Origin of the sequence: Candidatus Riesia pediculicola (assembly GCF_002073915.1) — a bacterium.
GTDB lineage: Bacteria > Pseudomonadota > Gammaproteobacteria > Enterobacterales > Enterobacteriaceae > Riesia > Riesia pediculicola.
Genome location: NZ_CP012841.1, coordinates 172,222 through 199,036, shown reverse-complemented (window position 1 = coordinate 199,036; position 26,815 = coordinate 172,222). Strand labels below are relative to the sequence as shown.

The window sequence follows — 26,815 nt, the reverse complement described above, 5'->3', positions numbered from 1 at the left end:
TTTGATTAGTAATCGATTGAAAAATAGATATCTATAAGATAGAATTATTATTAATTTCATAGTTTTAAAAAACTCTTGGATAGTCGATGATTCAAAAATATAAGATATAAAAATGAATCTGAGGATCGACTGAAAAATATATTTAACAATCGTTTTCTATATAGTTCTTATATTCTCTCGTGTAATTATCTTACCTTTAATTATTAAAATCTTTTTTATTAAAACTATATCGAGTTTGAAAAAAAATTTTTTCAAAAATCGATATTGTTTAATTATAAAGTAATTTTTCAAAAATGTCCCTTTACAAAGAATTAAAACTCATCTATAAGATACTTCTTTCAACTTTTGAAAGAAATTTGGAAAAGTCTTATTGACACAACCTGGATGATCGATAATAACCGTCCGATCGGATAAGGATAACAGAGAAAAGCACATAGCTATTCTATGATCGTTGTAAGTTCGAATTTTTGATTGTTGAAATTTTTCGGGTGGATAAATAATTATTCTATTTCTTTTCTCTTCAACATATGCTCCTGCTCTAATTAATCCATCCTTCATAGAAATTATTCTGTTTGATTCTTTAAATCTCCAATGATTCATATTTTTAATAATAGTTTTTCCTCGTGCAAATAAAGCCAATATTGCAATAGTCATTGCAGAATCAGGAACATCGTTTGCATCTATATTGATTCCACATAGTTCTCCTTTCCTGCATTCAACATAATCTTCTTTCCACAGTATATTTGCTCCCATTTTTCGAATAATATCGATAAATTTTGAATCTCCTTGTATACTATCTTTTTTGATTCCATTAATTCTAATAAATTTTCCTTTGATTGCACTCGCAGCTAAAAAATAAGAAGCTGAAGTCATATCTGGTTCCACACAATAAAATTTTGGAGAGACATACTTCTGATTTGGATTAACTTGAAATAATCGATAATGATAGTTCTCAATATGTACTTTAAATAAACGAATCATACTTAATGTCATATCTATATAAGGTTTAGAGACAATTCTCTTTTTAACTAATATTCTTGTAGAATTTGGTGCCAATGGAGCAGCTATCAATAATGCACTTAAAAACTGACTGGAAATATGAGAATCCAAAACAATCTCTCCACCATGAAATCCCCCAATGACCTTCAAAGGTACAAATCCGTATCTTTTTTCATAAAAAATTTTTGCGTTTCCTTGCTTTAAAGAAGAAACCAGTTGCTTAATAGGTCTTTCTTGCATTCTTTTTGTTCCAGTAAGCACTACGTTATTATTTGAAATTGATAGAATTGCGGTTAAGAATCTAATAGAAATTCCAGAATTTCCGAAAGATAATCTTGTTGGATCTGTCTTTCCACAATTAATAAAACAATTTGGATTACCATATATAATACAAAAGTTGTTACGTTTGAAAAGATCAAATTTTATTCCAATTTTTTTTAAAACACTTAACATGATCTCAGTATCTTGACAATCAGATAAATTGACTATTTTGGTTTTTCCTCTAGAAAGTGCAGAAAGTAATAAAATTCTGTTAGATATACTCTTTGATCCAGGAACTTCAACATTTCCTTTCAAATATGAGATAGGAGGAATTGTTATCATACTTCTCAATTAAAAATATTTATTAAACTATACATTAATAGAATTAAGCTAAAAAAATTTTCTTTTAGGAAAATATTGATTCTCGAAATCTTTCATAAAATTAGAGAGTTTTTTAACACCTTCGAATGGCATGGAATTGTATATAGAAGCTCTCATCCCTTTCATCACTCTATGACCTCTCAAAAACAAAAATCCTGACTTTTCAGACAATTCAATGAATTTTTCATTGAGACCTTTTTCATGAATTCGGAAAGTAACATTTGTTGTAGAACGATATTTTGGATTGATATCATTAATATAGAGATGACTCTTATCGAGAGTATCGTATAGTAGGTTCGATTTTTTTTGATTGTTTATTTTTATTTTCTGTAATCCTCCATTTTTCATGATCCATCTGAATATTAATGTTGATACATACCAGGAGAACGTATTCGGAGTGTTATATAAAGAATGATGTTTTGTCTGCAAAAAAAAATTTAAAATGGAAGGAGTGAAGACTTGACAAGATTCTTTTACCAAATCTTTCCTAATGATCACTAATGCAATTCCAGAGATACCTATATTTTTCTGAGAACTAGCATAAATTAATCCAAAATTTGATATATTTAATGGTTCAGATAAAATCGAAGAAGAAAAATCTGCAATGACAATTTTTTTCTTAAATATTTCATCATTTGAAAGATCAATTTTTATACCTTCAACTGTTTCATTATGGCAAAGATGTAAGTACTTTGAATTTGATAATTTCCATTCTGATATTGGAACGAGATCGATTTTTTTATTATCCTTTGTTTTAGTGTTTATATAAATGGCATTAGCTGAGCAGTATCTAGATGCTTCTCGATAAGCATAATTTGACCAATACCCTCCGATCACATAATCGACCACTTCTTTTTTTTGAAATAAGTTCAGTGGAATTGCAGAAAACATACCTCTTGCTCCTCCATGAAGAAGGAGTATTTCATAGTTTTTTGGAATATTTAAAGTTTTTCTAATATTTTCGTGGAGTTCATTAGAAATTTCCAAAAAAGTTTCACTTCTATGACTTATTTCCATTACAGATACATTTGATTTTTTCCAACAAGCAGATTCTTTTTTAATTTGTTTTAAAACTTCTTTAGGTATACAAGAAGGACCAGCACTAAAATTATATATTCTTTTGTTCATCTCAATAGCTTTAATAAGATTTTATGTTCGACAACGTAGAAATGATTTGATGAGTATTAAAAATCGTTACAATATCTGATAAGTTATTTTTTTCGTTAACATTTGGCACTAGTTCAAATTTCAAATAATTTTTAAGATTGAATGTGATCGAAATTTCTAATATCTTATTGGTTCATCTAAAGAAATTTGATCCAACTCATTCATGTATCTTTTTAATATTTCTGGTATTTTGATAGATCCATCGCACATCTGATAATTCTCTAATATAGCTGCCATAGTTCTACCAATTGGTAGACCAGATCCATTCAAAATATGAACTAATTGTTTAGAACGATCGTTTCCTTTTTTGAATTTAGTATTCATTCTTCTTGACTGAAAGTCAGTTGTATTTGAACAAGAGGATATTTCAATATATTTTTTTTGTGATGGGAACCATACTTCTAAATCGTATGTTTTACTAGAAGAAAATCCTAGATTTTCAGAATGCAATATTAATTTTCTATATGGTAGTTTCAACAATTCAAGAATTTTTTCAGCATGCGAAGTTAGTTCTTCTAAAGCCGTTCTGGATTTTTCTGGTTGAACTATTTGAACGAGCTCTACTTTATCAAATTGATGTGATCTAATTAAACCCCTGGTTTTTTTTCCATAAGATCCAGCTTCTAAACGAAAACAAGCTGTATTGGATATTAATTTAATAGGAAGAGATTCATACGAAAATATTTTGTCTTGAACCAAATTAACCATTGGAACTTCTCCGGTCGGTACTAAGAAATAATCTTCATGATTTTCTTTCAGATTTTTGTTTAATTTGATGGAAAATAAATCGTTCATAAACTTTGGAAGGTGTCCTGTATGGTATAAAGATTGGTAATTTACTATGTAAGGAACTAAAACTTCATAATAACCGTGTTGATCGACATGTAGATCTATCATAAATTGAGATAGAGCTCTATAAAGTCTAGCTAGTGAGCCGGAGATGACAGAAAATTTGGATTTGGATATTTTAGCTGCAATAGCAAAATCAATGTTCTTATTTTTTTTAGTTAATTCAATATGATTTTTAATTTTGAAATTGAACTTTCTCTTTTTTCCCCATCTTTTGATTTCAATATCATCTTTTTTTCTATTTGAAGACAAAATATGTTTTTCAGGTAAATTTGGTATTTCCGAAAATATTTCTCGGATTTTACTTTTTATAGTTTTTAACTTCAATGCTTTACAAGAAAGCTCTTCACTAATTTTTTTTGCTTTTATATGTAAAATATTGACATTTTTTGATATTCTCTTTTCAATTCCAATAGTTTTTGAAATTAAGTTCCTTTTTATTCTTAATGAATTAATTTCAGTTTCAAGTATTTTTTCTTCTTTTTTTAACTTGATAATTTCCTCTCTGTTTAAAATAAATCCTCTTTCAGACAGTCTTTGTTCGACATCCTCTAATTTGGAAAAAAATTTTTTTGAATCTAACATTCTCCCTCTTATAATGAAATGCAAATATAATTAAATTATGAGAATAATATTTTCGTAAATTTTTCTAATATTAAAACGAATTTTTAGGGATACTTAAATATGGTAAAATATACTTTAAAAAACGATCTTATCTCCAAGATATAGAGAGGATATTTCGTATTTCTTTTTCTAAAGAAAAGCAAAAATTCTACTCAATATCTTAATGATTTTTTCTTCGATCATCAAGGTAGTATTTAAATTTGATATGAATTTGCATTTTCTTTCATTTATATCTTTTATATCTCTTCTCAGATTTTTAAAATTGTAAGGGAATATTCTGTTTTTATCAAAAATTTATAATTCGGATATTCTTTCATTTTTATAGATTGTAATAGAGAATAGATTTTTTCCTCGTTTTTTTGAACAAAAAACTTGACCTCTTTTTTGAACGATGCAATTGTTTATAAAATCTAATTTATTCAAATTCATTTTTTTAAGAAATGAACAAATGCGAAAATTTTTAAGAGAAATAATCGTATTTTATTGTTGTTAAAATTAATAAAAATGTATGATATCCTTATAATTGCTGGGATGGATTCTTTAAGATATTGAGAATTGAAGAAAATCTAGATTTTTAGTTCATAGTTTTCCTGAGCTGAAATGAATTGATTTTTTATTTTCATCAATTACTTTTTGAGCAAAATCTGAGAAAAATTCTTAATTCACTTTATTCTATTCGATAATTTGTTGGATAGATTAAAAATAACGGGATTTTCTAAAAACATTATCAGAATTTTTAATATTAAAAATAAATTTTTCATTTTTATTAATTTCAAAAAAACTAGTTTCTGATTCTAATTTTTGGTAAGAATTTCATAAGAAATCTTGAACATTTAGTATTTATTAGTTCATAAGTTTCTCGTACGATATTTTATAAAAAGTAGAGGAATCAAATTTTTTTTAGGATTTATTTAATAATTTTTTATATCAGCATTTTTAAAATAATTATTGAAAGAAATGAAGATTTCTGAAATTTCTTTGTGTTTTTGTTAATTAAAAAATTTTTGATTTTTTTTGAAGATTTTAAAAAGTATTTCTCTTTAAGAAATATTATCTTATAGATTTATGATTATTTTTTTCTTAAAGTTATATAGGAAACAATAAATGAACATGTAAAATAAAAAAGAAAGATATCCCTATTCGAGAAGAGTTTTTGAAAAATTTTTTAAACGAAATGACTTTTTAAAAAACTTGAACATACTTTTACTTTTTTGTAATTATAAACGAGGAACTCAGTTATTCAAAATTTATATAACTTTCTAAATAAATTTTTTTTAAAAATATAACTCATTTAACCTCATAATAATATAAAGATTAAAATAATCGTAAGATAACCTTTTGATAAAAAATGACTCATCTTTCTAAAATACGATTAATATATTTAATTGATCAATTTATTTCATACTTGTTACAGTTAAAGATATGAAAAGAACTAATGATAATTTTCTTCATAGAAAGGTAATTATACTAGGATCGGGACCAGCTGGATGTACTTCAGCGATATATACATCGAGAGCAGGATTGAGACCAATTTTAATAACTGGTTTTCAAAAAGGAGGACAAATTGCTTTAGCAAATTCAGTAGAGAATTGGACGGGTTTATATCCGAGTCAAACAGGATCTTTTATTATGGAGAATACATTAAGACAAGTAAGAAATTTCATACCATTTTCTGATATTATAGAGGATCAAATTTATAAGGTAGATTTAACGAACCGTCCATTTCTTTTATTTGGAAGTTTAAAAAGATACAGTTGTGACTCTTTAATTATTGCCACTGGTTCGTCATTCAGAAATCTTGGTTTAAGTTTTGAAAAAAGATTTGAGGGAAAAGGAGTTTCTTTTTGTGCAACTTGTGATGGATTTTTTTATAGAAATCAAAAAATTGCTGTTGTTGGTGGAGGAAATAATGCTCTTGAAGAAGCTATTTATCTTTCTAAGATAGCAAAAGAGGTTAATTTGATACATCGTAGTAAAAAATTCAGAGCAGAAAAACTCTTAATTGATAAAATTTATAAAAAAGTTAATCAAAAAAAAGTCTTCTTATATACCAATTATGTGGTTTGTGATGCTGAAGGAAATGAGAAGGGAATTACGTCTATTAAAATAAAATCTAATCTAAATGGTTCTGAAAAAAATCTTTTTGTTTCTGGAATATTCGTTGCTGTCGGGAGTAATCCAAATACTAGTATTTTTCAAGGTCAATTAGATCTGCAAGATGGATATATTAAAACTAGTTTAAAAAGTCGATGTATGACAGAGACTTCTGTGAAGGGAGTATTCGCTGCAGGAGATGTTTCAGATAGTTTTTATAGACAAGCTATTTCTTCTGCAGGAACAGGATGTATGGCGGCTATTGACGCAGAAAGGTATTTATATAAAGTTGGTGATATATGAAATAATAATAATATATTTCTAGTCTTTTTTTAAAAAATTCTTTGATAAAGAAATTGTAGAGTGAACTTTTTTAACTTATAAGAGTTTACTTTGTAATGATTGTTGTTAGTTATGAACATAGCTAATGAAAAATATTTCTATGAAGGATGATATGGTTAAAGAAACGGGAGTTGAAGCTCAAGGTGTGGTTTTAGATACCCTGCCGAACACAACATTTCGGGTTCGTTTAGAAAATGGAAAAAAAATAATTGCTCATATTTCTGGAAAAATGAGGAAAAATTACATAAGAATTTTAACTGGAGATAAAGTTACTGTAGAACTAAGCCCTTATGATCTTACAAAAGGAAGGATAATTTTTAGAAATCGATGATATATACTTGTTTATTAACCGTAAATAAAGATTTAATTATTTAACAAAACTGAATTTTTTAATTAAGTATTAAAAAAATAATTCTAAAAAATTTTTAGAAACAAGTTTTTTTGAAAATTATAAAAATATATGATGTATTCGTAAAATAACTCATATCAGTTTATAATCACTAAACTGAAATTTATAGAAAATTTTATTCTACTTCGTATATCTGTATCTTAAAATTGATTTATATTTTCAGAAATATATAAAAAAACGAAAATAAGAAGTTTAGAAAATTTTTTCAAAATTAGGAGAGTAAAAAAGAGAATATTAATTGAATTTAAAAATATTTTTTATTATTTGATGAATTTTGATGGAAAAACTCGATTTTTTTAATTATCGAAAATAAGTAACGTGATTATAGTATGGCTGTGTAATGCTTCTTTTGATTTTTCTTGCGGAGAGATTGATATTTTTTTTTCCCATTTTTGTAGGAACAATTTTTTTATTAGAGAAAAAAAGATCTTTTACTCATTTTTCTTTAATTTTTAAAATAATCGTCTCTTTGTTCACTAGTTTGACGTTATCTTTCCTTTTATCAAAGATTTTATATAAAGATCGTCCTTTTGTAATAGGAATAAAAAGAAATATTCTTTGTCATAGATTGAATTCCTCTTTTCCGAGCATGCATGGATCAGCTTGTTTCACCATTTCTTTCGGATGTTTATTTTGGATGAAAAATAGATTTAGAACACTTATCTTTTTACCTTCTTTTTTCATTTGTTTAGCTAGAGTTTTATTAGGGGTTCATTGGATATCAGATATGATTAGCTCTTTCTTTATTTCTATTTTTTCTTGTGTAATAACAAACTATTTCTGTAAGAAAAACTACATATCTTTTTTAATTTTCTTAAAAAAAATTAGATTTTTCCGAAAATAAAAATTTTCGTTCATATCTTTTTATTTTTTAAGATCAAAATATTTTCTTATAAACTCTTTAGGAAAATCAAATCAATCGAAAAAATTAATTTTTACTTTTCCGAAAGAAGTAAAATACATATACAATAAAACTTGTTATGAATCTCTTTCGATAATTATCTCAAAAAATCGAACTTTTTAAATCAATTAAAAAATATTCTGTATTCTTTAAATCAAGTTATTATTTTCATAATAAGTTAGTTTTTCTAAAAATAAAATCCGAGGGATGCTAAAAAATTTTTAGAAAATCTCTTCTTTCAAAGATCTTTTAGTCGTTCTTCAATTTTTTAAAAGAAATTGAATATTTTTTTTATTAAAACTTAAATTGAACATGAAAACATAGATATATTTTTCGATTAACGATGTATATCAATGAAGATTAAAGGTAATTTATGACAAAAAAAAGAGTAACAATAGTTATTGTCGGAGGGGGTGTTGGGGGATTAAAATTAGCTACAAAGCTAGGAAATAACTTAGGAAAGTCAAAGTTGGCAAATATTATACTGGTTGATCAAAATCATAGTTATATTTGGAAACCTATTCTTCATGAAGTAGCTTCTGGATCCATCAATATGCATTTAAATTCAGTGAACTATTTTAATCATGCTTACAAACATCATTTTCATTTTCATCTAGGAGAACTTCGAAATATTGATAAAGAAAAAAAAATGATCACGGTTTCAACATTTTTTGATGGAGGAAAAGAAAAATTTTTAGAAAGAAAAATTAAATTCGATATTTTAGTAATTTCTTTAGGAAGTATTTCTAACGATTTCAATATAGAAGGAGTGAAGGAACACTGTACTTTTCTAGATAATTTCGAGCAAGCTAATTTATTTCGAGAAAAAATAATTGATATTTTTTTTAGAAAATTAATGGTGAAAGGTAATGAGTCCAAAATAAAAGTTGCAATAGTTGGAGGAGGAGCTACTGGAGTAGAGCTTTGTGCAGAGCTTTTTAATATGTTAAATTATTTAAATGAATATAAATTTGAAGGATTTAACAAATATCAACTAAAAGTATATCTTTTGGAAGCTGAAAAAAGAATCTTACCATCATTATCAGAAAGGGTTTCTCAAATTGTAAAAAAAGAGTTAGAAAAAGTTGGAACTTTAATTTTGACGAACACTAAAGTTAAAAAAGTGTTTCAGTATGGTTTACAAACTGATTCATCGAAAATATATTCAGATCTTATAGTTTGGGTCGCCGGAGTAAAAGTACAAAATTTTATAAAAGATATCGATAACATTAAAACTAATTCAATTAATCAAATTATAGTTCGACCTACTTTACAGACTACTCTAAACGATCAAATATTCGCTATTGGAGATTGCGCATTTCTTCAAGAAGAAAGTGGAAGAATTGTTCCACCTAGAGCACAGGCTGCTAGTCAAATGGCTGATTTATGTTATCAAAACATATTGTTGATGTTAAAAAAGAAAACGCTGAGAAGCTATTCTTATAAAGATCGAGGTTTTTTAATATCACTTTCCAAATTAAATACTGTAGGAAACATTTTTATAAATCCGATTAAGAGGCCAATTCAAATACATGGAAGTCTTGCTAGAATTATATATTTATCCTTATACCGAAATTATCAAATTTCAATACATGGTTTTTTGAAAACTTTTTCTTCTACTATTTTTGAAAATTTTGATAGACTATCGAAATCCAGTAGATTTAATTTATATTGAAAAATTCATTGATTTTTTGACTTCAAGTAAATTTATAAGTTTATGTTTAACTTTTCAATCAAAAAAAATTACAGTAAGTTCGAAGTTCTACAGAAGTAGTATATTTTCTTGATATTTTTCCATTATTTCAGATTGAAAATATCTTTATAGAAAAATTAAAAGAGTATGATTTCTAAATTGATTGAGAAAGCTAGATTAAAATCATATGAATTCATTTATTTCTTCCAGATTGAATTTCGATATTTTTTAAGATGTTTACTAAACAAAAATTTCTTTTGATATTGTCAATATCAGAACGACATTAGAAACGCATCTTTAATCATTTATACAGTTTTAATAAATGGATTCTAGTATTCTTTTAAAAAGAACGCTAAGATGACTATGTATGCTATTTTAAATACAGAAAATATATTGGATCCATTTTATCTTAAGGAACTATTTAAAATTTAAATGGAATTTCTAAAATTTCTCAATGTATTGAAGAATTCTTATCGAGCATACGGAATCAAAAAGGAATTAGTTTTATTACGATAATAGGAATTTGATCTAAATAACAGAGATTTGATTTTAGAAAATAAAAATATTCTTGATTTAATTTCTAAAAAATATTCAATCATATTAGAAAAAGTCAGCGAATCAATTAAAAGTAAAATTATATGATCAAATTGAATTAATAATATTAAGTGTAGAGTTCATTAAACAATTATTGAAGATGTATCAAATCAAAAGATATTTTCTATGTTTGATGGATTCATCATAGAAACTGAAGTTGATGAAATAGAGTTTTAATTAATCAAAAAGATACCAGAAACATCGTACATTACGAAGACAAGAATATTGTTAGAAGGAGGAAGAGATATCTAAAAATCCATTAAACATAAATCCAATCATTCAAAAAAATCCTACGAGCATCTTTTGGAAGATTGGAATTCAAAAAATATCTTTAAATCCATCAAGATTGAGAAAAATAACTTTTTTATTTATTAAGTTGCACGAACTATTCTAATTTCTTATTTTGGATTGATATCTTCAATATTCCTTTACTATTAAAGCGAAGAAAGAAATTTCTATTTTAAAAATTTAGGAGCAAAAAATTTATAAATAATGATAATTTTTATTTTTAAACCGCTTTTATAAAATTTCTAGGAATATCGTTTTGGAAACGCACTAAGCAACCTTTGCAATATCAAAGAAGTAATGAAACTTTAGATTGTTAGATTACTTATCGAGAAGACTTGTCAATCAATTTCAATTTATTTTACTGTTTTCGAGTTCGTGTTTTTTAATTTTATTATCATTTCCAATTCAATTTATTCTTACTGCACATCTATTTTACCAAATAAATATACTAAGTCATGATTAATAACGATTTTTTAAACTTTAAGAAAGTCGACAAAAGCTATCTTAACGAAGGAAAGGTGATAAGAGTGATTAAAAAAATTTCTTTTTCCATTTCTTAAGGAGAGACGATTATATTATCGGGTATTTCTGAATCTGGTGAGAGAATATCACTCCATCTTTTATCTAGAATGGAAAATCTCTTCTAGAAAAGTGATTTCTATGAAAAGAACTTACATGGTTTAACCGAGATCGAGAACTAGCAAAAATTAGAAATCAATATATCGGATTATTCAACTTTGCCATAATGGAGAATATAATCAAGCCATTGTTAATCGGGGGAAAAATTTACAAAAAATCGATTGACCAAACCAAAAGAATATTGTCTTGAAGTTAATCTGTCTGAAAACACTAAAAATCAAATATTAGAGTATCAGGTGGAGAAAGAGAAAGAGAATTTGTGGTAAGTTAGTAAGGTTCAATCCGTTTCTTTTGTTGTGGATGAACCAACTAGAAATCTACAAAAAATGTTTCTGATTCGTTTCTTGAAATTAATTACGAGAAGGAAACCACTTTTATAAGTGTTACACATGCTAATCAACTAGCAGTTCTATGAGAAAAAACGTAGTTAAAGATGGATATATCATGTTGACTCGATCCGATGATGCTTCACAAGATATATCTTCTATTATAGATTTCTTATCAAATATCTAAAAAAGAAGAGATGGATTAGATTAATGAATTGGATTCTAAATTAATCACTATCCGTTTTGATAGTCATATTAAGTGAGCTTAAAGGTTTTAACGTGACATTCTATACGGAAAAAATATAAGACTTTTTTCTACCTGATTTGGAGGAGAATTCTTCATATATTAGATCAAATGGATGATTATTGAAGACTTTTCCATACGTTAATTGGAGTATTTTAAAGGAATCTCATGTTTTTATATTAATTAAATTCATAGATGCAAATCTTTAAATAAAAGATAAAGTTTTTATCTAAGTTGAAAAAAAAAGATGATAAAAACATTTCTCTTTAAATAAAGAGATAAGATCACCCATTGGTGAATCTTTAAAGATTATTTAAGTACGTGAAACGAAAATAATCAAAAGATTCATCAAAAACTTTGCTTTTGATATAAAAGAAATAGAAGTCAGATTAGGAAGAAAGTTGAGATTAACTCTGTCCTAGATAATCAAATAGCAACATTTTATCAGATTTATCCGAAAATATTTAGGATATGAAAGGAAATCATCAGTAATCTTTAAATCAAAATTAAAGGTATTATAACATTAAAGATGAGAAAAGAAAGTTCAATCTGTTCAAGAAAACGATGGATTTTCATACATTTTTGAGATAATTATATTAGAATGAAATCGAGATATATTTTATACATTATCATGTTTTTACAATCACCATATAACTTGTTTTAATATTTTACATTCCGTTGAATCTGAAATTGATAAATTATCAAAAGAATTATCATCCTTTTATTCATTGGAATAAAAACAATTTCATCAAATATGTCTAATTGAAATTTTCGAGAAACTTTATGTCATACAATATATCAATTTAAAAGAAATTATCTATAAAATAGAGAAAATTCTTCAATCTCAAATTTTTTTTGAAAGATCGTATTTTGTAGATTTTTTACTTTTTTTTAAAAAAAACGATATATTTTGACATATTTAGTTGTATTATTTCTAACTTCTTCTATTCAAAGATTCAACTAATCTATCAGAAAATAGAAAGTGAATTAAATTTTATTTTCTCTCTTGTTCTCAAAATTTTTTAAAATCATCTCATTGGATAATCCAATGTAATCTTTAGGAGTGATTGATCGTATTCTATCTTTTTCAAAATTAGGCAGTTTTAAGGAGTTTACATACTCAATTATATGTTTTCTAGTAATTTTTTTGTTTCTTTGAAACAACTCTTTAAGCCTTTCGTACGGACTATCTTCTCCATATTTTCTAAGAATAGTTTGTATTGCTTCTGTAATCACTTGCCAATTTTCGTTAAGCTCCTGAGATATATTTTTTTCATCTATACAAATCTTGTTCAGTCCATCTTTAAAAGAGAAATATGCTATCAAAGAGTGAGAAATACAAACGCCTAAATTTCTTATGAGAGTTGAATTACTGAGATCTCTCTGCCATCTAGAAATTGGCATTTTCTGAGAAATATGTCTCGATAATGTGTTTGCTAATTCTAAATTACCTTCGGAATTTTCAAATTCAATTGGATTATTTTTGTAAGGCATGATAGAAGAACCAATTTCTTGATCACTCATTTTTTTTTTGAAATAACCAAGACAGATATATCCCCATATATCTCGACTAAGATCAATCAATATTGTATTAAAACGTGCTATGCAATCGAAAATTTCCGCAATATAATCGTATGGTTCTACTTGTGTAGTGAGCGGATTCCACTCTATACCGAATGATAGAACAAATTCTTCACTTATTTTGAACCAGTCTATTTTTGGATAAGCAAATAAATGAGCATTATAGTTACCAACGGTTCCATTCATTTTTCCATAAATTTTAATTCTCAATATTTGATCCAATTGCTTTCTCATCCTATAAGTAAAATTTATGAACTCTTTTCCAACTGTGCTAGGAGTAGCCGGTCTTCCATGTGTTCTAGATAAGATCGGTATTAAACGATTAGAAAAAGCAATTTTTTCTAAAGTTTCAATGATATCTTTCCAATTAGGAACAATAACTTTTTTTATCGATTCCTTTAACATTAAGGCATAAGAAATGTTGTTGATGTCTTCTGAAGTACATGCGAAATGAATGAACTCCTTAATTTTTTTTAATTCAAAGAATTTTGACATCTTTCTTTTTAAGAAATACTCAACTGCTTTTACATCATGATTAACTCTTTCTTCAATTTTTTTGATTAATATAGCATCGGAATAATTGAAATTTTTTATTATTTCATTTAAATAATCATTAATACACTTCCTAAATTTTGGAACCTCTTGAATTTCAGAAGATTCTGATAACATCTGAAGCCATCTAATTTCTACCTCAACTCTACGTTTTATTAATCCAAACTCACTGAAGATTGGTCGAAGAATATCAGATTTTTCTTTATATCTTCCATCAATCGGAGATATTGCGTTTAACCTAGAAAAAGAATATTTCATACTCGATAATTTTTTCGACATATATTTGATTAAGTAGTGATTTCTAATGAAATTGATAATTCTTTCTTTATAAAGAAGAGATGTTAAAAAATTGATTTTTCTGAAATTTTTTTTAAAATTTTAAATCTATCTCTCCACCTCCTAAACAAACTTCTCGATCGTAAAATACTCCATACTGACCAGGAGTGACTGATAAAATTGGGTGATCGAAGCGAACTGATATTCTATTAAGGCAAATCTTCCTTATCGAACAATAAGTTTCTTTCTGATGATATCTAGTCTGAACACTGCATCGATACTTTGGTTCAGATATCCAATGAACATTATTTATTATAATTCCTTTTGAAACTAAAGATGGATGAAATTTATTTTGAGAAATCATAATAGTGTTCTGTTTGACATTTTTGTCTATTACATACCATGGTCCATGCTTCTCATTTTTTATTCCGCCAATCCTGATTCCTTTTCTTTGTCCTAAAGTATACAAGATAGACCCAGGGTGTTGACCAATAATTTCCTTATGAACTGATAAAATATCTCCATTTTTACAAGAAATATACTTCTGAAGAAAGTTTTCAAATCTTTTTTTTCCTATAAAACATATTCCTGTTGAATCTTTCTTTTTCGATACACTCAATAATCCATTTTTTTCAGCAATTTTACGAATTTCAGATTTTTTAAATTCTCCAATTGGAAAAATGACTTTTTCAAGTTGAGATTGATCGAGTAGATGTAAAAAATAGCTTTGATCTTTTCTTTCATCTTTTGCTTTTAACAAAATATATTTTTCATTTCTTTTCTTTTTTCTAACATAATGCCCGGTTGCAATATAATCTGCATTTAAATTTTCTAAAGAAAAGTCTAAAAATTCTTTAAATTTAATTTCTTTATTACATAAAACATCTGGATTTGGTGTTTTTCCAGTTTTATACTTCTTAAGAAAGACTTTAAAAACTTTATTCCAGTATTCTATTGAAAAGTTCACCTGATATAGTTGTATTTTTAGTTTTTCGCAAACAGATTTCACATCTTTTAAATCTTCAATGTAAGAACACGAATGACCATCATCTTCTTCCCAATTTTTCATGAACAATCCTAAAACTTCATAATTTCTTTTTTTTAGTAGAAGAGCTGCAACTGAAGAGTCTACTCCTCCAGACATTCCTACTACTACTCTTGCTACATAATTTTTCTTATTTTTCATATTAAAAGCTCATTTGTCTAAAAAATTTTTTCATAAAAGTAAAACAATGCGTTGTGATGATTTACTCTTTCAGATCGTATAAATTACGATTGTCTAACTATCTCATTAGTTCAATGGATTTTTTTTAAATCGTATGAAATTTCTTACAAAATCCTCTTTTATAAGAGAAAAAATGTTTTTAGTTTCTTTTTTTAAATTAAATAAATCTCTATAAAAAATATATGTTTACAATTAATACATTTGGATTTCAATATCTTTCAATACTTTTTAGAAAAGCTAACTGTTTAATCCTTTGAAAAATAAAGTACGCGTTGTTGATATTAGAATTGAAATTAAAATCATTTTCTCTTCATAAAAAACTACTTCGATCATAACAAATCTATTTTTCTATCATAAGATATACAAATGAATCTGTAATATTTCGAATTGAACTATTTTTATTTAAAATGTGAACCGGTTTTTTAGTTTCCATAAGAATCGATCCTAAAGTTTTTTCTTTATAATTTACGACTTTTAACAAATCAAGATAAATCATGTGCAACTTATTAGTTGGAGTGACAAAAAGGAAATCAGATGACCTTTCATGTTGATAATTGGGATACAATTTTTCGTTTTTAATAAGATTTTTCAAATCTATTTCTTCTAAACTTTCTTTTATAAAATGAACTGACGGATAATTCTTCTTAATAGAAGAAAATAAGTCATTTTTTTTATACCAATCTAAATGACTTATATTTTTTAAATTTTCCAGACGAGGAAGAACTATATTTGGAAAAATATTCAATATTTTTATTTTTTTCAATATTATTAAAATAATTTTTTTCAACTTTTGTATTGATATATCTTTAGTATCTTCAAAATTCACAATGAAAAAATTCATATTTGACGTGCAAATGATATCCATTTTTTCAACAATCTTTCTTTCTGAAGGTCCAATAATGTTCATAATGATATTAGTATGATCCGAAAGATTATAATCATCGACATGACATATCATTCCATCTGCTTTATTTGAATGTAAGTAGGAAGTTCCAATTAAAGTAGAAAAATATGAGTTTTCTTTTTCAAAACTATTTTTTTTAAGTATTCTTCTCTTTTTAAGAAAATTAAGATGTTTTTTCCAGAATTTTTCATACTTCATTTTTTGATCTAAATCTATCAATTGAAAATCTCTGTTTTCTTTAATTCTCAGATTTAAGTTTCTAATTTTATCTTCAATAACACTTTTTCTTCCTATTAAAATTGGATTGGATAGATTCATATCAATGATATTCTTGACAACAAGAAGTGTTTTTTTAGATTCTCCTTTTGTAAAAAGAATTTTCCTGTTTCTTTTCTGAGCAGATATGAATATTGGTCTCATAAAGAAATAGTCATTTTTAACAAATTTTTTCAGATCTTTTTTATAGAGTTTAAAGTTTTTAATTGGTTTTATTGCTAATCCAGAATCCATTGCAGCTTTAGCGACGGATGGAGCAATTTTCATGATCAATCTTGGATCAAATGGATTTGGAACAATAGAATAATTTTTTTGAGAACAGTTTTGACTAGTTTCTGAATCATATGTAATAAAATCTACTTTTTTTCTGGCCAACTTAGAAATTTCTTTTATGCAAGCTATTTTCATAGCATCATTAATTTGAGTTGCTTGAACATCTAAAGCGCCTCTGAGGATGAATGGAAAACATAAAATATTATTGACTTGATTTGGATCATCGGATCTACCCGTACAAACAATAGCATCTGATCTGACTTCTTCAACTTCATATGGCATTATTTCTGGAATTGGATTTGCTAAGGCTAAAATAATAGGTCTATTAGCCATAGATTGAACCATGTCTTTTTTTAAAACTTTTGAAACAGAACACCCCAAAAACGCGTCTGCTCCTTGAATAATATCGTATAATGTTTGAAGATTTTCATTTCGAGTAGCGTAGATTGACTTAATCTCATTTAAATCTTTTCTACCAGTATTTATTACACCCTTGGAATCACACATAAATATATTTTCATGTAGGATTCCAAGTTTTTCTAACATATTGGCACAAGCTATGGAAGCTGCTCCTGCACCAGAAATAACTAACTTAACTTCTCGTATATTTCTTTTTGTATCTTTGATCCAATTTAATATAACTGACGAAACGACAATTGCTGTTCCATGCTGATCATCGTGAAATATTGGAATATTCATTTTTTCTTTCAATTTTTCTTCTATATAAAAACAGTCTGGAGATCGAATATCTTCCAAATTAATTCCTCCAAACGTAGGTTCCAAAGAAGAAGTAATTTCTACAAACTTTTCCGGATTTTTTTCATTTATTTCAATATCAAAAACGTCAATTCCAGCAAATTCTTTAAAAATTATTGATTTTCCTTCCATCACCGGTTTACTTGCTAAAGCACCGATATTACCCAATCCCAATACGGCTGTTCCATTTGATATTACAGCTAATAAATTGGATTTAGAAGTATATTTGTGTACATTCTCTGGATTTTTTAAGATTTCTACACAAGGAAACGAAACTCCAGGTGTATAAGCGTATATTAAATCTTTTTTTGTTGAGATCGGTTTTGTTGGAATGACTTCGATTTTTCCTTTCTTAATTCTGCTGTGGAGCTTTAGAGACTTTTTCATTATTTTCTTGTTCATATTAAATTCCTGAAACTATGAAATAAATACTTTTAAAAAATCAAATCATTTTTAATGATAATCGAAATGTATTTCTTAATTATTTGATTATTTTAAAATTCTTTTTTTTGGAAATAATTTCTCATAAGTATATTATTATTTTCTAAATTTTCTTTCTTCCAATGTTTTCTAAAAAAATAAAGGATAAAATTGGAATTTTTCGAGATAAAGAAGTAATATTTTTGTCGTTCTTTTAATTATAAAAAAATAAAAGCACAAAAAATGAAATGATTGATCAAACTATAAAGATTCTTCAAAAAATGATTAAAATACCATCTATCAGTCCAAATGATTTAGGCTGTCAAGAGATTTTGATTGGAACTCTAAAAAAGGTTGGTTTTTTAGTTGAAAGAATAAATTTTAACAATGTTAAAAATTTTTTTGCTTCTCATGGAGAGAAGAAAGGGAAAGTTCTACTATTTGTTGGTCATACTGACGTAGTATGTCCTGGTTCTCTTAAAGATTGGAGATACTATCCTTTCGATCCTGTGATCAAAGATAATTCAATTTATGGAAGAGGAACAGCAGACATGAAAGGAGCCATAGCTTCCATGATTTTGTCTGCTAAAGAATTCGTAACTTCCTTTCCAGATCATATTGGAAAATTAGCATTTCTAATCACTTCAGATGAAGAAGGATCAGCAAAATATGGAACAAAAAAAGTGGTTGAAATTTTAAAAAAAAGAAAAGAAAAAATAGATTACTGCATCATTGGAGAACCTACTAGTGAGTTTATAGTCGGAGATACCATAAAAAATGGTAGAAGAGGTTCTTTAAATCTGAATTTATTTCTATATGGTCCTCAAGGACATGTCGCATATCTTGATCCTATAAAAAATCCAGTCAATCTTGTCGTCCCACTTTTAAAAAAATTGATTTTTAGATCCAACATGATAGATAAATTTTCTAAAAATGTTTCTTCTCAAATTGTAAAGATTTCTTCCAATTCTTATGGAAACAATATTACTCCATCTCAAGTAGAAATAAAAATGAACTTTCGATTCGATAAAGAGATTAATCATGATTTCGTCAAACAATATATATCTTCTGAAATTGAAAAACATACTTCTTCCTATAAACTTTTTTGGAAACTTTCTGCAAAACCCTTCGAAAAGAAAAGTAAAGAACTGATTGAAATTATTAATAAAATATTAATAGAAAAATTTAGTTTGTTTCCAAAATTATCTCATTCTGGAGGAACTTCTGATGGTCGTTTTATTATCGAAATTTGTAACCAAATAGTAGAAATAGGATTGATAAATCAAACAATTCATCAACCGAATGAGATGATAGAAATTCAGGATTTGATCAGATTAAACACAATTTATTTAGAAATTATGAAGAAAATTCTTTTATAAATTTTAGTATTGTTTTTAATATAATGAGTTATGAATGATTGAAAAAATATCTTTGATTTATCAAAATTAGCTACTTTATTTAGATGAAAAAAATTTTATGAAAGAGATTGGAATTTTTAAAAAAAATAAAAATAAAAAGTTGCTTAAATTAAATCATTAAAAAAGATATGTATTTGAAAAAATTTTTTATGTGAAGAAAGAAAAGAAAAATTTCTTTCATATTTTTCTTTTTAAGAAAGATCACTGATTTAAACAATTAATATAATCTTTTTTAAAAAAAATTACTTTTAATTTTTTAAAAAACATTAAAGTATCTCATTAAAATCAACTCAATATTCATCGATTTTCTTTCACATAAATAAAGTATTTCGTTAGAAAAAGTGGACGAAAGATAGTTCTTTTTCATGAAGTAAAAAAAATGAAATATCTTTCAAAAGTTTACTTGAATTAATTTTTTTAAGAAGTTGAAGAACTCTATCTCGATAAAAGATTTAAGAAAAATCTTAGGTATATCTGATTCGATTAATAAATTCGATCAAAAATAAGAATCGAATCAATCAAATAATAATTTAAAATTTAATACATTTATCGATATTTATCGTTTTTATAATTTTTTTTGGATCTTTTAATTGTCAAATTTGACATATTATCATTTAAATTATACTTTTAAATTATTTTTTTTAAGGATTTCTTTAGAACCAACATGTTATTTGTTCGAAATATACTTCTAGATTTCATAAAAGTATTTCTTTATGCTATTATTTTAGAATAGAGGTTTTTAACAAAAATTGACGACTTAATGATTTTTTATTATATTTAAGCGGAAAGTAAAAGGAGTGATCGTGAAATATTTTATTGATTCAGCGTATGCATCAACAAATTTACATCACGAAAAAGATAGTCCGTATTCTTTAGTAGCGATGTTAGTTTTGTTTGCAATTATTTTTTATTTATCAATTTTTCGTCCACAGCAGAAAAAAGCTAAAGAACATAAAAAATTGATGGATTCCATTACTTCTGGAGACGAAATTATTACTAAGGGTGGGTTGATCGGAAAAGTAGATCGTACTCATAAAAATTCGGATTATCTCGTAGTAATGTTGAATGATTCGAACAAAATTCTACTTCATAGAAATTTCATTACTTCCATTCTACCTAAAGGAACAATAGATTCTATTTAGAATTACTTTTGAGATTTTTTAGGATCAATGATCAATTCTAATGAATTATGGAGAATGAGATTTACATCAAAATAGATGAGCTTTATAAGATTATTCTGTCATTTGATTTAAAATTAAAATATTATCCTTGAAAAATTTTAGATAAGTTAAAAGATTTATTAGCAAAGGCTCGTTTTTTAAAAGAAGTAATTCTTATTAATCTGTTCTTAAAAGAATTTTTTCTAAAATTGTTCATCAATTTTTTACAGAATTTGTTAAGTAAAATAGTTTTAATTGAATTTCTATTCCTCAAAGAACGATTTGGTTTTTGATTTTTTTAAGAAACTTCTAGAGTTTCTAGTTTCTTTTTTTAAGATTTTTAAAAAACTTGGATTTTAAGATTCAAAATGATCAACTTTTCCATTTCTTTCAAAGAATCGTATCTTTCTAAGAAAATTTTTTTTTAAACTTTTATGAAGAAATTCTCAATTTAACAAGAGATATGTAGGATGAACGATAAAGATAGACAATTTATGAGTAGGGCAATTTTTTTAGCAAAAAAAGGAAAGTTTACCACTTCTCCTAATCCAAATGTTGGTTGTGTAATAGTTCAAAACAATAGAATTGTAGGAGAATCTTATCATTCTAAGACTGGAGAGTCACATGCCGAAGTTCTTGCCATGAAGAAGGCAGGGCACTTCTTAAAAGGAGCCACTGTTTACGTTACTTTAGAACCATGTAATCATTATGGTCTTACTCCTCCTTGTGTTGATGAACTGATTAATGCTAAAATTTCTAAAATATTTGTATCTATGACCGATCCTAATCCGAAAGTTTCAGGAAAAAGTTTGATAAAATTAAAAAAATCTGGAGTTCAGGTAATTTCTGGACTTTTAAAAGATGAATCTGAAAAAATAAATTTAGGATTTATCAAAAGAATGAAACAAGGATTACCATATATAACAATTAAGATGGCAACTTCTATTAATTCTAAAGTAATTCCTATAAATTTTGAAAAAAATAAATGGATATCTTCTTATAAATCTAGACAGGATGTTCAAGAAATTAGAGCACAATCAAGTGCAGTTTTAACCACAGGGTCTACTATCGTTTCGGATGATTCTAGACTTAATGTTCGATGGAACGATTTTTCAGATGAACTGAAGAATATTTATCCAGAAAAAGAAATCAGACAACCAGTTCGAATTGTAATTGACACGAAAAATAAAGTTCATGAAAATCATAAAATAGTAAATACTCCAGGAGAATGTTGGCTATTTCGAAGTCAATTTTCGAAAAAAAGATGGAAAAAAAATGTAAAAGAATTTTCAACAAAATTAGACTCTGAAGGAAGAATCGACTTGATCTATACCATGAAACAAATTGCTCGAAGAAAGATTAATTCTATTCTGATAGAAAGCGGTCCTACTTTTGCAAGTTCTTTACTTTCTTTAAATTTGTTTGATCAGATCATTTTATACATCGCTCCAAAATTCTTTGGAAGTCAATCGAAAGAATTAATTATTATTTCGAAGGAGTCTGAAATAAATAATATCTCTAAGTTGAGATTTGTGCAAGTTAAGAAAATTGGAAAAGATGTACGAGTAATTTTAAAAAAGAAAGAATCTTAGATTTATCATATTATTCATTGTCTTAATTTTTTTGTTTTTCTTTTGATAAATAGAATAAAAATTTTATTATTAATCAGGTAAATTATGGTAATAAAGAAAATGAAAGGATCTTTATATTTTATTCATCCTATCAAAATAGCAATAATAGTTTCCCGTTTTAATTATTTTATCAATGAAAATCTAATAAATGGGGCTTTAGATACTTTACTAAGAGTAGGAAATTTAAAAGAAGAAGATATATACATCGTAGAAGTTCCAGGAGCTTATGAAATTCCATTAATTGCAAAAATACTCTCTAAGTCCAGAAAATACCGATCCATTATTACAATCGCGACTTTGATTAAAGGAGATACAAAGCACTTTGAATTTATTTCCAATACATGTATTTCTGAGATTTCTAAAATATCTATAAAATATGAAATTCCAATATCTTGCGGAATTCTAACTACAGAAAATTTAGATCAAGCAATCATTAGATCAGGATCTAAGATGGGAAACAAAGGATCCGAAGCAGCATTAGTTTCTTTAGAAATGATTAATTTGATTGATAAAATTTCTAAAACATCTTTAAAGAAAGAGAAGTATTAACTAATTTAAAATAAAGATGAGATGAGAAGAATTCGTCACAAAGCTAGAATAATGGCTGTTCAAGCACTTTATTCCTGGCAAATCTCAGGAACAAAGAACTCGCTTATAGTAGTTGATTTTTTGAATATGATTCAGTCAAAAAAAATAGATGTAGATATTGAATATTTTAAAAAAATTTTTATTGGAACTTCTAACAAAGTCTCAAAGATAGATCAAAAATTGTTTCGACATACTTCAAGAGCTTTAAAATTGATCGATCAAATTGAAAAAGCAATTCTTAGACTCGGAGTTTTTGAGCTTTTGTATATTAAAATTCCATATAAAGTGATTATTAATGAAGCAATTGAGCTATCTAAAAAATTTGGTTCCGAAAGGAGTTATAAGTTTGTTAATGGAGTTCTGGACAAAATTGTTTTTAAAAAAAAAGAATCTGGTTCTTCTTAATCACAGATGTAAAAACAAATTATCTCTTGAACATTTTCGTTATACAGTCAAGATGAAAGAGTTATTCAATCTAAATTTTCAAAAAATTAGAAGTAGAATGAAATTTTTTTTTACAAATCTTGTTATTGTTTTTTAACGATGTTTGGAATAGGTTTTTTTCCAAAGTTTCCGGGAACATTTTCCTCTTTAATCACAATTTTAATTTGGAAAATAATAAGTATCTTCTTTTCCAAAAAAATTATTTTTTTGATTAGTTTGTCAAACATTTTAATAGGTTTATTAATTTGTTACATTCTTTCAAGAAAAACAAAATGTTTAGACCATAATTTTATTGTTTTAGATGAATTTTCTGGAATGTTCTTCGTTTTAGCTTCTTTAGAAAAACCTAATATAGAAAAAATCTTGGAAAGTTTTCTGATATTTAGAACTTTAGACATCCTTAAACCATTTCCTATAAATTTCTTAGAAAAGAAAATAAAAAATGGAGTTGGAATCATGTTAGACGATCTTTTAGCCGCCTTTTTTTCAAGCATATATATTCAAACAAAGTTCTAATAAAAATCCATTTAAATAATCTTATTGCAATAATTCTGTATCGTATTTTCAATTCCTTTAGAGTTCAATCCTATTTCTTCGTAAATTTCTCTTCTATTCCCCTGCTTTATAAAATTATCTGGAAATCCAATATTTAATATCGGCATGAAAATTTTATTTTTTAAAACGCATTCATTTACTCCACTTCCTGCCCCTCCAAATGTAGAATTTTCTTCTAGAGTAATTAATACTTGATGATTTTGAACAAGCTTTAGGATCATCTTTTCATCTAGAGGTTTGACAAATCTCATATCTACTAAAGTAGCATCTAAACGATTTGAAACAATTTTAGCTTCTTCAATAAGTGTTCCAAAATTCAAAATAGCAATTTTTTTACCTGATCTCTTAATTACAGCTTCTCCTATTTTCATTTTAGAAAAAGATTGTATTTTCAAAAATTTTTTTTGATAACATTTCGGATATCTTACTACAACAGGACCTTTTCTATAATGAAATCCAGTATGGAGCATATTAATGAGTTCTTCCTCATTACTGGGAGACATGATCACAATTTTAGGTATGCATCTTAAATAAGTTAAATCGAAGGAACCTTGATGGGTTGGTCCATCTTCTCCAACGATTCCAGATCGATCCACTGCAAACAAAATAGGTAGATTTTGTATTGCAACATCATGAATGATTTGATCATATGCTCGTTGTAGAAAAGTGGAATATATAGAAACTATTGGATGATACCCTCCAATTGCTAAACCAGCTGCAAAAGTAACTGCATGTTGCTCCGAAATCGCAACATCAAAAAACTGATTTGGATAAAATTTACAAAAATTTTTCATTCCTGAACCTTCTTTCATAGCTGGTGTGATTGCAATTAATTTTGGATCTGTTGAAGCCTCTCTACATAACCATTTTCCGAATAGATCTGAAAACATTTTTTTTTTGTTTCTTTTAATAGATTTATTCGCATTCTTTAAATTGAATTGAGGTACACAATGCCAAAGAATAGGATCTTTTTCAGCTGGAAGATACCCATTTCCTTTTTTTGTAATGATGTGTAACAATTTAGGTCCTCGACGTTTTTTTAAATATTCAATCGTTCGAATAAGATGATAAACATCATTTCCTTCTATTGGACCAAAATAATTCAATCCCAATGATCGAAAAAAATTTCTGGATCTTCTTTTTAGACTATTTGAAACAAATTTTTCTTCTTTTTCAAGAACCTGATTAAACTTTTTCGACTGATAATATTTTGTTTCTCCTAGGAGAGTTTCGTGTAATGCTCCTGTATTGTTAGAAATTGACATTTTATTATCGTTTAAAATAATTAAGAGATCTTCCTTAATAAAACCTACGTGATTAATAGCTTCAAAAGCAATTCCGGATGTTATCGCTCCATCCCCTATTACGCATATCGTCTTTCTGTTTTTTCCTTCTTTTTTTGCAGCGATGGACAAACCTAATCCAACACTGATGGAAGTAGAAGAATGTCCAACACTTAATATATCGTATTCACTTTCTTCTCTCCAAGGAAACGGATGTAGACCATCTTTTTTTCGGATAGTATGCATTTTATCTCTCCTTCCAGTTAATATCTTGTGGGGATAAGATTGATGTCCAGTGTCCCATATAAGATGATCGAATGGAGTATTATAAACATAGTGCAATGCTACTGTTAATTCAATTACACCCAATCCAGAAGCGAGATGACCGCTAGATTTACTTACGCTATGCAGAAGAAATCTTCTAATCTCTAAGCATAGTTTAGATAATTTTTTTTCTGATAAAGATCGAAGATCTTTAGGATTATTTATTTTAGATAAAATCGGATAAAATATGGAATTAGTTTTCATTTTCTCTAAATACGTGATCATCAAATATGATCAATTATGTTGTAAATTGTAAAGATACTTTTTGGTTAATAGTAATCAAGATATTTTACTTATTCTTAAAAAGAATGAAGTCAGTTACATTGCATAACATATCGATATTGAACCCATATTTTTTTTTGATGAGAAAAATATTTCTTATTGATTTTTTATATAGATTTTTTATAGACTTTTTTGATTGATCGATGCCAATTAATATCGGATAAGTTATTTTGTTTTTATTTTGATTTTGAGATTTTAATTTATCTTTTTTGAAATCAATAAGATCATCTGCAATTTGAAACAATAAACCGATATTTTCAGAATAATCATCTAAAATAAGGATTAATTTCTTTTCATATCGATATCTGGATGCATAAAAAATCATTCTAATAGAAGCTCTTATTAGAGAAACAGTTTTATAAAAATAAATTATATTTAACAGTTCAATGTTCATATGACATCTCTTTTTTTTTGAAATGTCCAGGGATTGTCCTCCACATATTCCTTTTATTCCTCCTGCTATAGTTAGTTCTCGAATAATTTGCAAGTGACTCTTATGATCCAAATTTTTTCTATTCAGACTTAACAATAACTCAAAAGCTAACGCTTGTAGTGCATTTCCAGCCAATATGGCATTAGCTTCTCCGAAAACAATGTGACAAGACTTTTTGTTTCTTCTGATATCGTCATTATCCATCGAAGGTAAATCATCATGAATTAAAGAATATGCGTGCATGCATTCAACAGAAGCAGCTATTTTACTGATTTGTTTACAAGAGACCTTTAACATACTTCCAACAGAATATATGAAACAAGATCTAATTTTTTTTCCTTCAAAAATAATATATCGGATAACATTAATTAAATTTCTATGAATTTTTTGAAAAGATCGAACTTTTTGCATCAGTATATCATTAACCTGTTTTTTTATTATCTTAGATTTCTGATGAAAAGAAAGTCCAGAAAAATTAATCATTTTTAAAATACTCGAAAATCTTAAAGAAATTATTTGATTTAAAATGAATGATAAATAGTTAAATTTTTTCCGATAAAAAATCTTTGAAAGTTTTTATTTAATCATCAAACCTAAAATAGTTTTTGATCATAAATAGTTGT

18 protein-coding genes are annotated in these 26,815 nt (G+C 26.4%); 10 read left to right on the top strand and 8 right to left on the bottom strand.

Features of this window, described 5'->3' with window-relative positions; translation table 11 throughout:
• Positions 1 to 318: 318 nt before the first annotated feature.
• The 3 genes from aroA to serS all read right to left on the bottom strand — a co-directional run bounded on the left by aroA (position 319) and on the right by serS (position 4,242).
• On the bottom strand, positions 319 to 1,602 hold the full coding sequence (gene aroA / locus AOE55_RS00890; protein WP_231131481.1) for a 3-phosphoshikimate 1-carboxyvinyltransferase: 1,284 nt from the start codon (positions 1,600 to 1,602) through the stop codon (positions 319 to 321).
• Between the two features lie 48 nt (positions 1,603 to 1,650).
• Entirely contained in the window at positions 1,651 to 2,769 is a 1,119-nt protein-coding gene (serC, locus tag AOE55_RS00885) for a 3-phosphoserine/phosphohydroxythreonine transaminase (RefSeq protein WP_080611659.1), read from the bottom strand.
• Between the two features lie 156 nt (positions 2,770 to 2,925).
• Complete coding sequence (gene serS / locus AOE55_RS00880; protein ID WP_080611656.1) at positions 2,926 to 4,242, bottom strand: serine--tRNA ligase; 1,317 nt, start codon at positions 4,240 to 4,242, stop codon at positions 2,926 to 2,928.
• A gap of 1,461 nt (positions 4,243 to 5,703) precedes the next feature.
• Here serS and AOE55_RS00875 point away from each other — a divergent pair.
• The 4 genes from AOE55_RS00875 (at position 5,704) to AOE55_RS00860 (ending at position 9,702) form a co-directional block, all read left to right on the top strand.
• Positions 5,704 to 6,678, top strand: coding sequence for an FAD-dependent oxidoreductase (locus AOE55_RS00875; RefSeq protein WP_013087677.1), 975 nt, complete (start codon positions 5,704 to 5,706; stop codon positions 6,676 to 6,678).
• A 151-nt stretch (positions 6,679 to 6,829) separates the two neighbouring features.
• A complete protein-coding gene (infA, locus tag AOE55_RS00870) occupies positions 6,830 to 7,048 on the top strand; it encodes a translation initiation factor IF-1 (RefSeq protein WP_041855224.1) in 219 nt (72 codons plus the stop codon).
• 418 nt (positions 7,049 to 7,466) lie between these two features.
• Positions 7,467 to 7,970 (top strand): phosphatase PAP2 family protein, encoded by a 504-nt coding sequence (locus AOE55_RS00865; protein ID WP_013087449.1) that lies wholly within the window; start codon positions 7,467 to 7,469, stop codon positions 7,968 to 7,970.
• 430 nt (positions 7,971 to 8,400) lie between these two features.
• Positions 8,401 to 9,702 carry an NAD(P)/FAD-dependent oxidoreductase gene (locus tag AOE55_RS00860; protein ID WP_013087473.1) on the top strand — a complete coding sequence of 434 codons (1,302 nt, stop codon included), beginning with the start codon at positions 8,401 to 8,403 and terminating at the stop codon, positions 9,700 to 9,702.
• Between the two features lie 3,096 nt (positions 9,703 to 12,798).
• Here the strand turns inward: AOE55_RS00860 and purB are convergent.
• The 3 genes from purB to AOE55_RS00845 form a co-directional block, all read right to left on the bottom strand.
• Positions 12,799 to 14,202 (bottom strand): adenylosuccinate lyase, encoded by a 1,404-nt coding sequence (purB, locus tag AOE55_RS00855; protein WP_041855172.1) that lies wholly within the window; start codon positions 14,200 to 14,202, stop codon positions 12,799 to 12,801.
• Positions 14,203 to 14,314: 112 nt separating this feature from the next.
• On the bottom strand, positions 14,315 to 15,406 hold the full coding sequence (gene mnmA / locus AOE55_RS00850; RefSeq protein ID WP_013087674.1) for a tRNA 2-thiouridine(34) synthase MnmA: 1,092 nt from the start codon (positions 15,404 to 15,406) through the stop codon (positions 14,315 to 14,317).
• 379 nt (positions 15,407 to 15,785) lie between these two features.
• On the bottom strand, positions 15,786 to 18,056 hold the full coding sequence (locus tag AOE55_RS00845) for a phosphate acyltransferase (protein WP_080611654.1): 2,271 nt from the start codon (positions 18,054 to 18,056) through the stop codon (positions 15,786 to 15,788).
• A gap of 266 nt (positions 18,057 to 18,322) precedes the next feature.
• On the opposite strand from AOE55_RS00845, the gene dapE reads away from it, so the two are divergent.
• The 6 genes from dapE to AOE55_RS00815 all read left to right on the top strand — a co-directional run bounded on the left by dapE (position 18,323) and on the right by AOE55_RS00815 (position 23,831).
• Positions 18,323 to 19,453, top strand: coding sequence for a succinyl-diaminopimelate desuccinylase (dapE, locus tag AOE55_RS00840; protein WP_013087531.1), 1,131 nt, complete (start codon positions 18,323 to 18,325; stop codon positions 19,451 to 19,453).
• 842 nt (positions 19,454 to 20,295) lie between these two features.
• A complete protein-coding gene (yajC, locus tag AOE55_RS00835) occupies positions 20,296 to 20,634 on the top strand; it encodes a preprotein translocase subunit YajC (protein ID WP_041855222.1) in 339 nt (112 codons plus the stop codon).
• Positions 20,635 to 21,122: 488 nt separating this feature from the next.
• Positions 21,123 to 22,244, top strand: a complete 1,122-nt coding sequence (gene ribD / locus AOE55_RS00830) for a bifunctional diaminohydroxyphosphoribosylaminopyrimidine deaminase/5-amino-6-(5-phosphoribosylamino)uracil reductase RibD (protein ID WP_013087492.1) — start codon at positions 21,123 to 21,125, stop codon at positions 22,242 to 22,244.
• Positions 22,245 to 22,328: 84 nt separating this feature from the next.
• Positions 22,329 to 22,832: a 6,7-dimethyl-8-ribityllumazine synthase gene (ribH, locus tag AOE55_RS00825; protein ID WP_013087654.1), complete on the top strand. Its 504-nt coding sequence runs from the start codon at positions 22,329 to 22,331 to the stop codon at positions 22,830 to 22,832.
• Positions 22,833 to 22,853: 21 nt separating this feature from the next.
• Positions 22,854 to 23,276, top strand: a complete 423-nt coding sequence (gene nusB / locus AOE55_RS00820) for a transcription antitermination factor NusB (protein WP_013087688.1) — start codon at positions 22,854 to 22,856, stop codon at positions 23,274 to 23,276.
• A gap of 138 nt (positions 23,277 to 23,414) precedes the next feature.
• The gene (locus AOE55_RS00815) at positions 23,415 to 23,831 is read left to right on the top strand and encodes a phosphatidylglycerophosphatase A family protein (RefSeq protein ID WP_013087878.1); all 417 of its coding nucleotides are present in this window, start codon (positions 23,415 to 23,417) and stop codon (positions 23,829 to 23,831) included.
• An 11-nt stretch (positions 23,832 to 23,842) separates the two neighbouring features.
• Here the strand turns inward: AOE55_RS00815 and dxs are convergent, their stop codons facing one another.
• Both dxs and AOE55_RS00805 read right to left on the bottom strand, forming a co-directional pair.
• Entirely contained in the window at positions 23,843 to 25,681 is a 1,839-nt protein-coding gene (gene dxs / locus AOE55_RS00810) for a 1-deoxy-D-xylulose-5-phosphate synthase (RefSeq protein ID WP_080611805.1), read from the bottom strand.
• Between the two features lie 85 nt (positions 25,682 to 25,766).
• Positions 25,767 to 26,675: a polyprenyl synthetase family protein gene (locus tag AOE55_RS00805; RefSeq protein ID WP_013087545.1), complete on the bottom strand. Its 909-nt coding sequence runs from the start codon at positions 26,673 to 26,675 to the stop codon at positions 25,767 to 25,769.
• Positions 26,676 to 26,815: the final 140 nt, after the last annotated feature.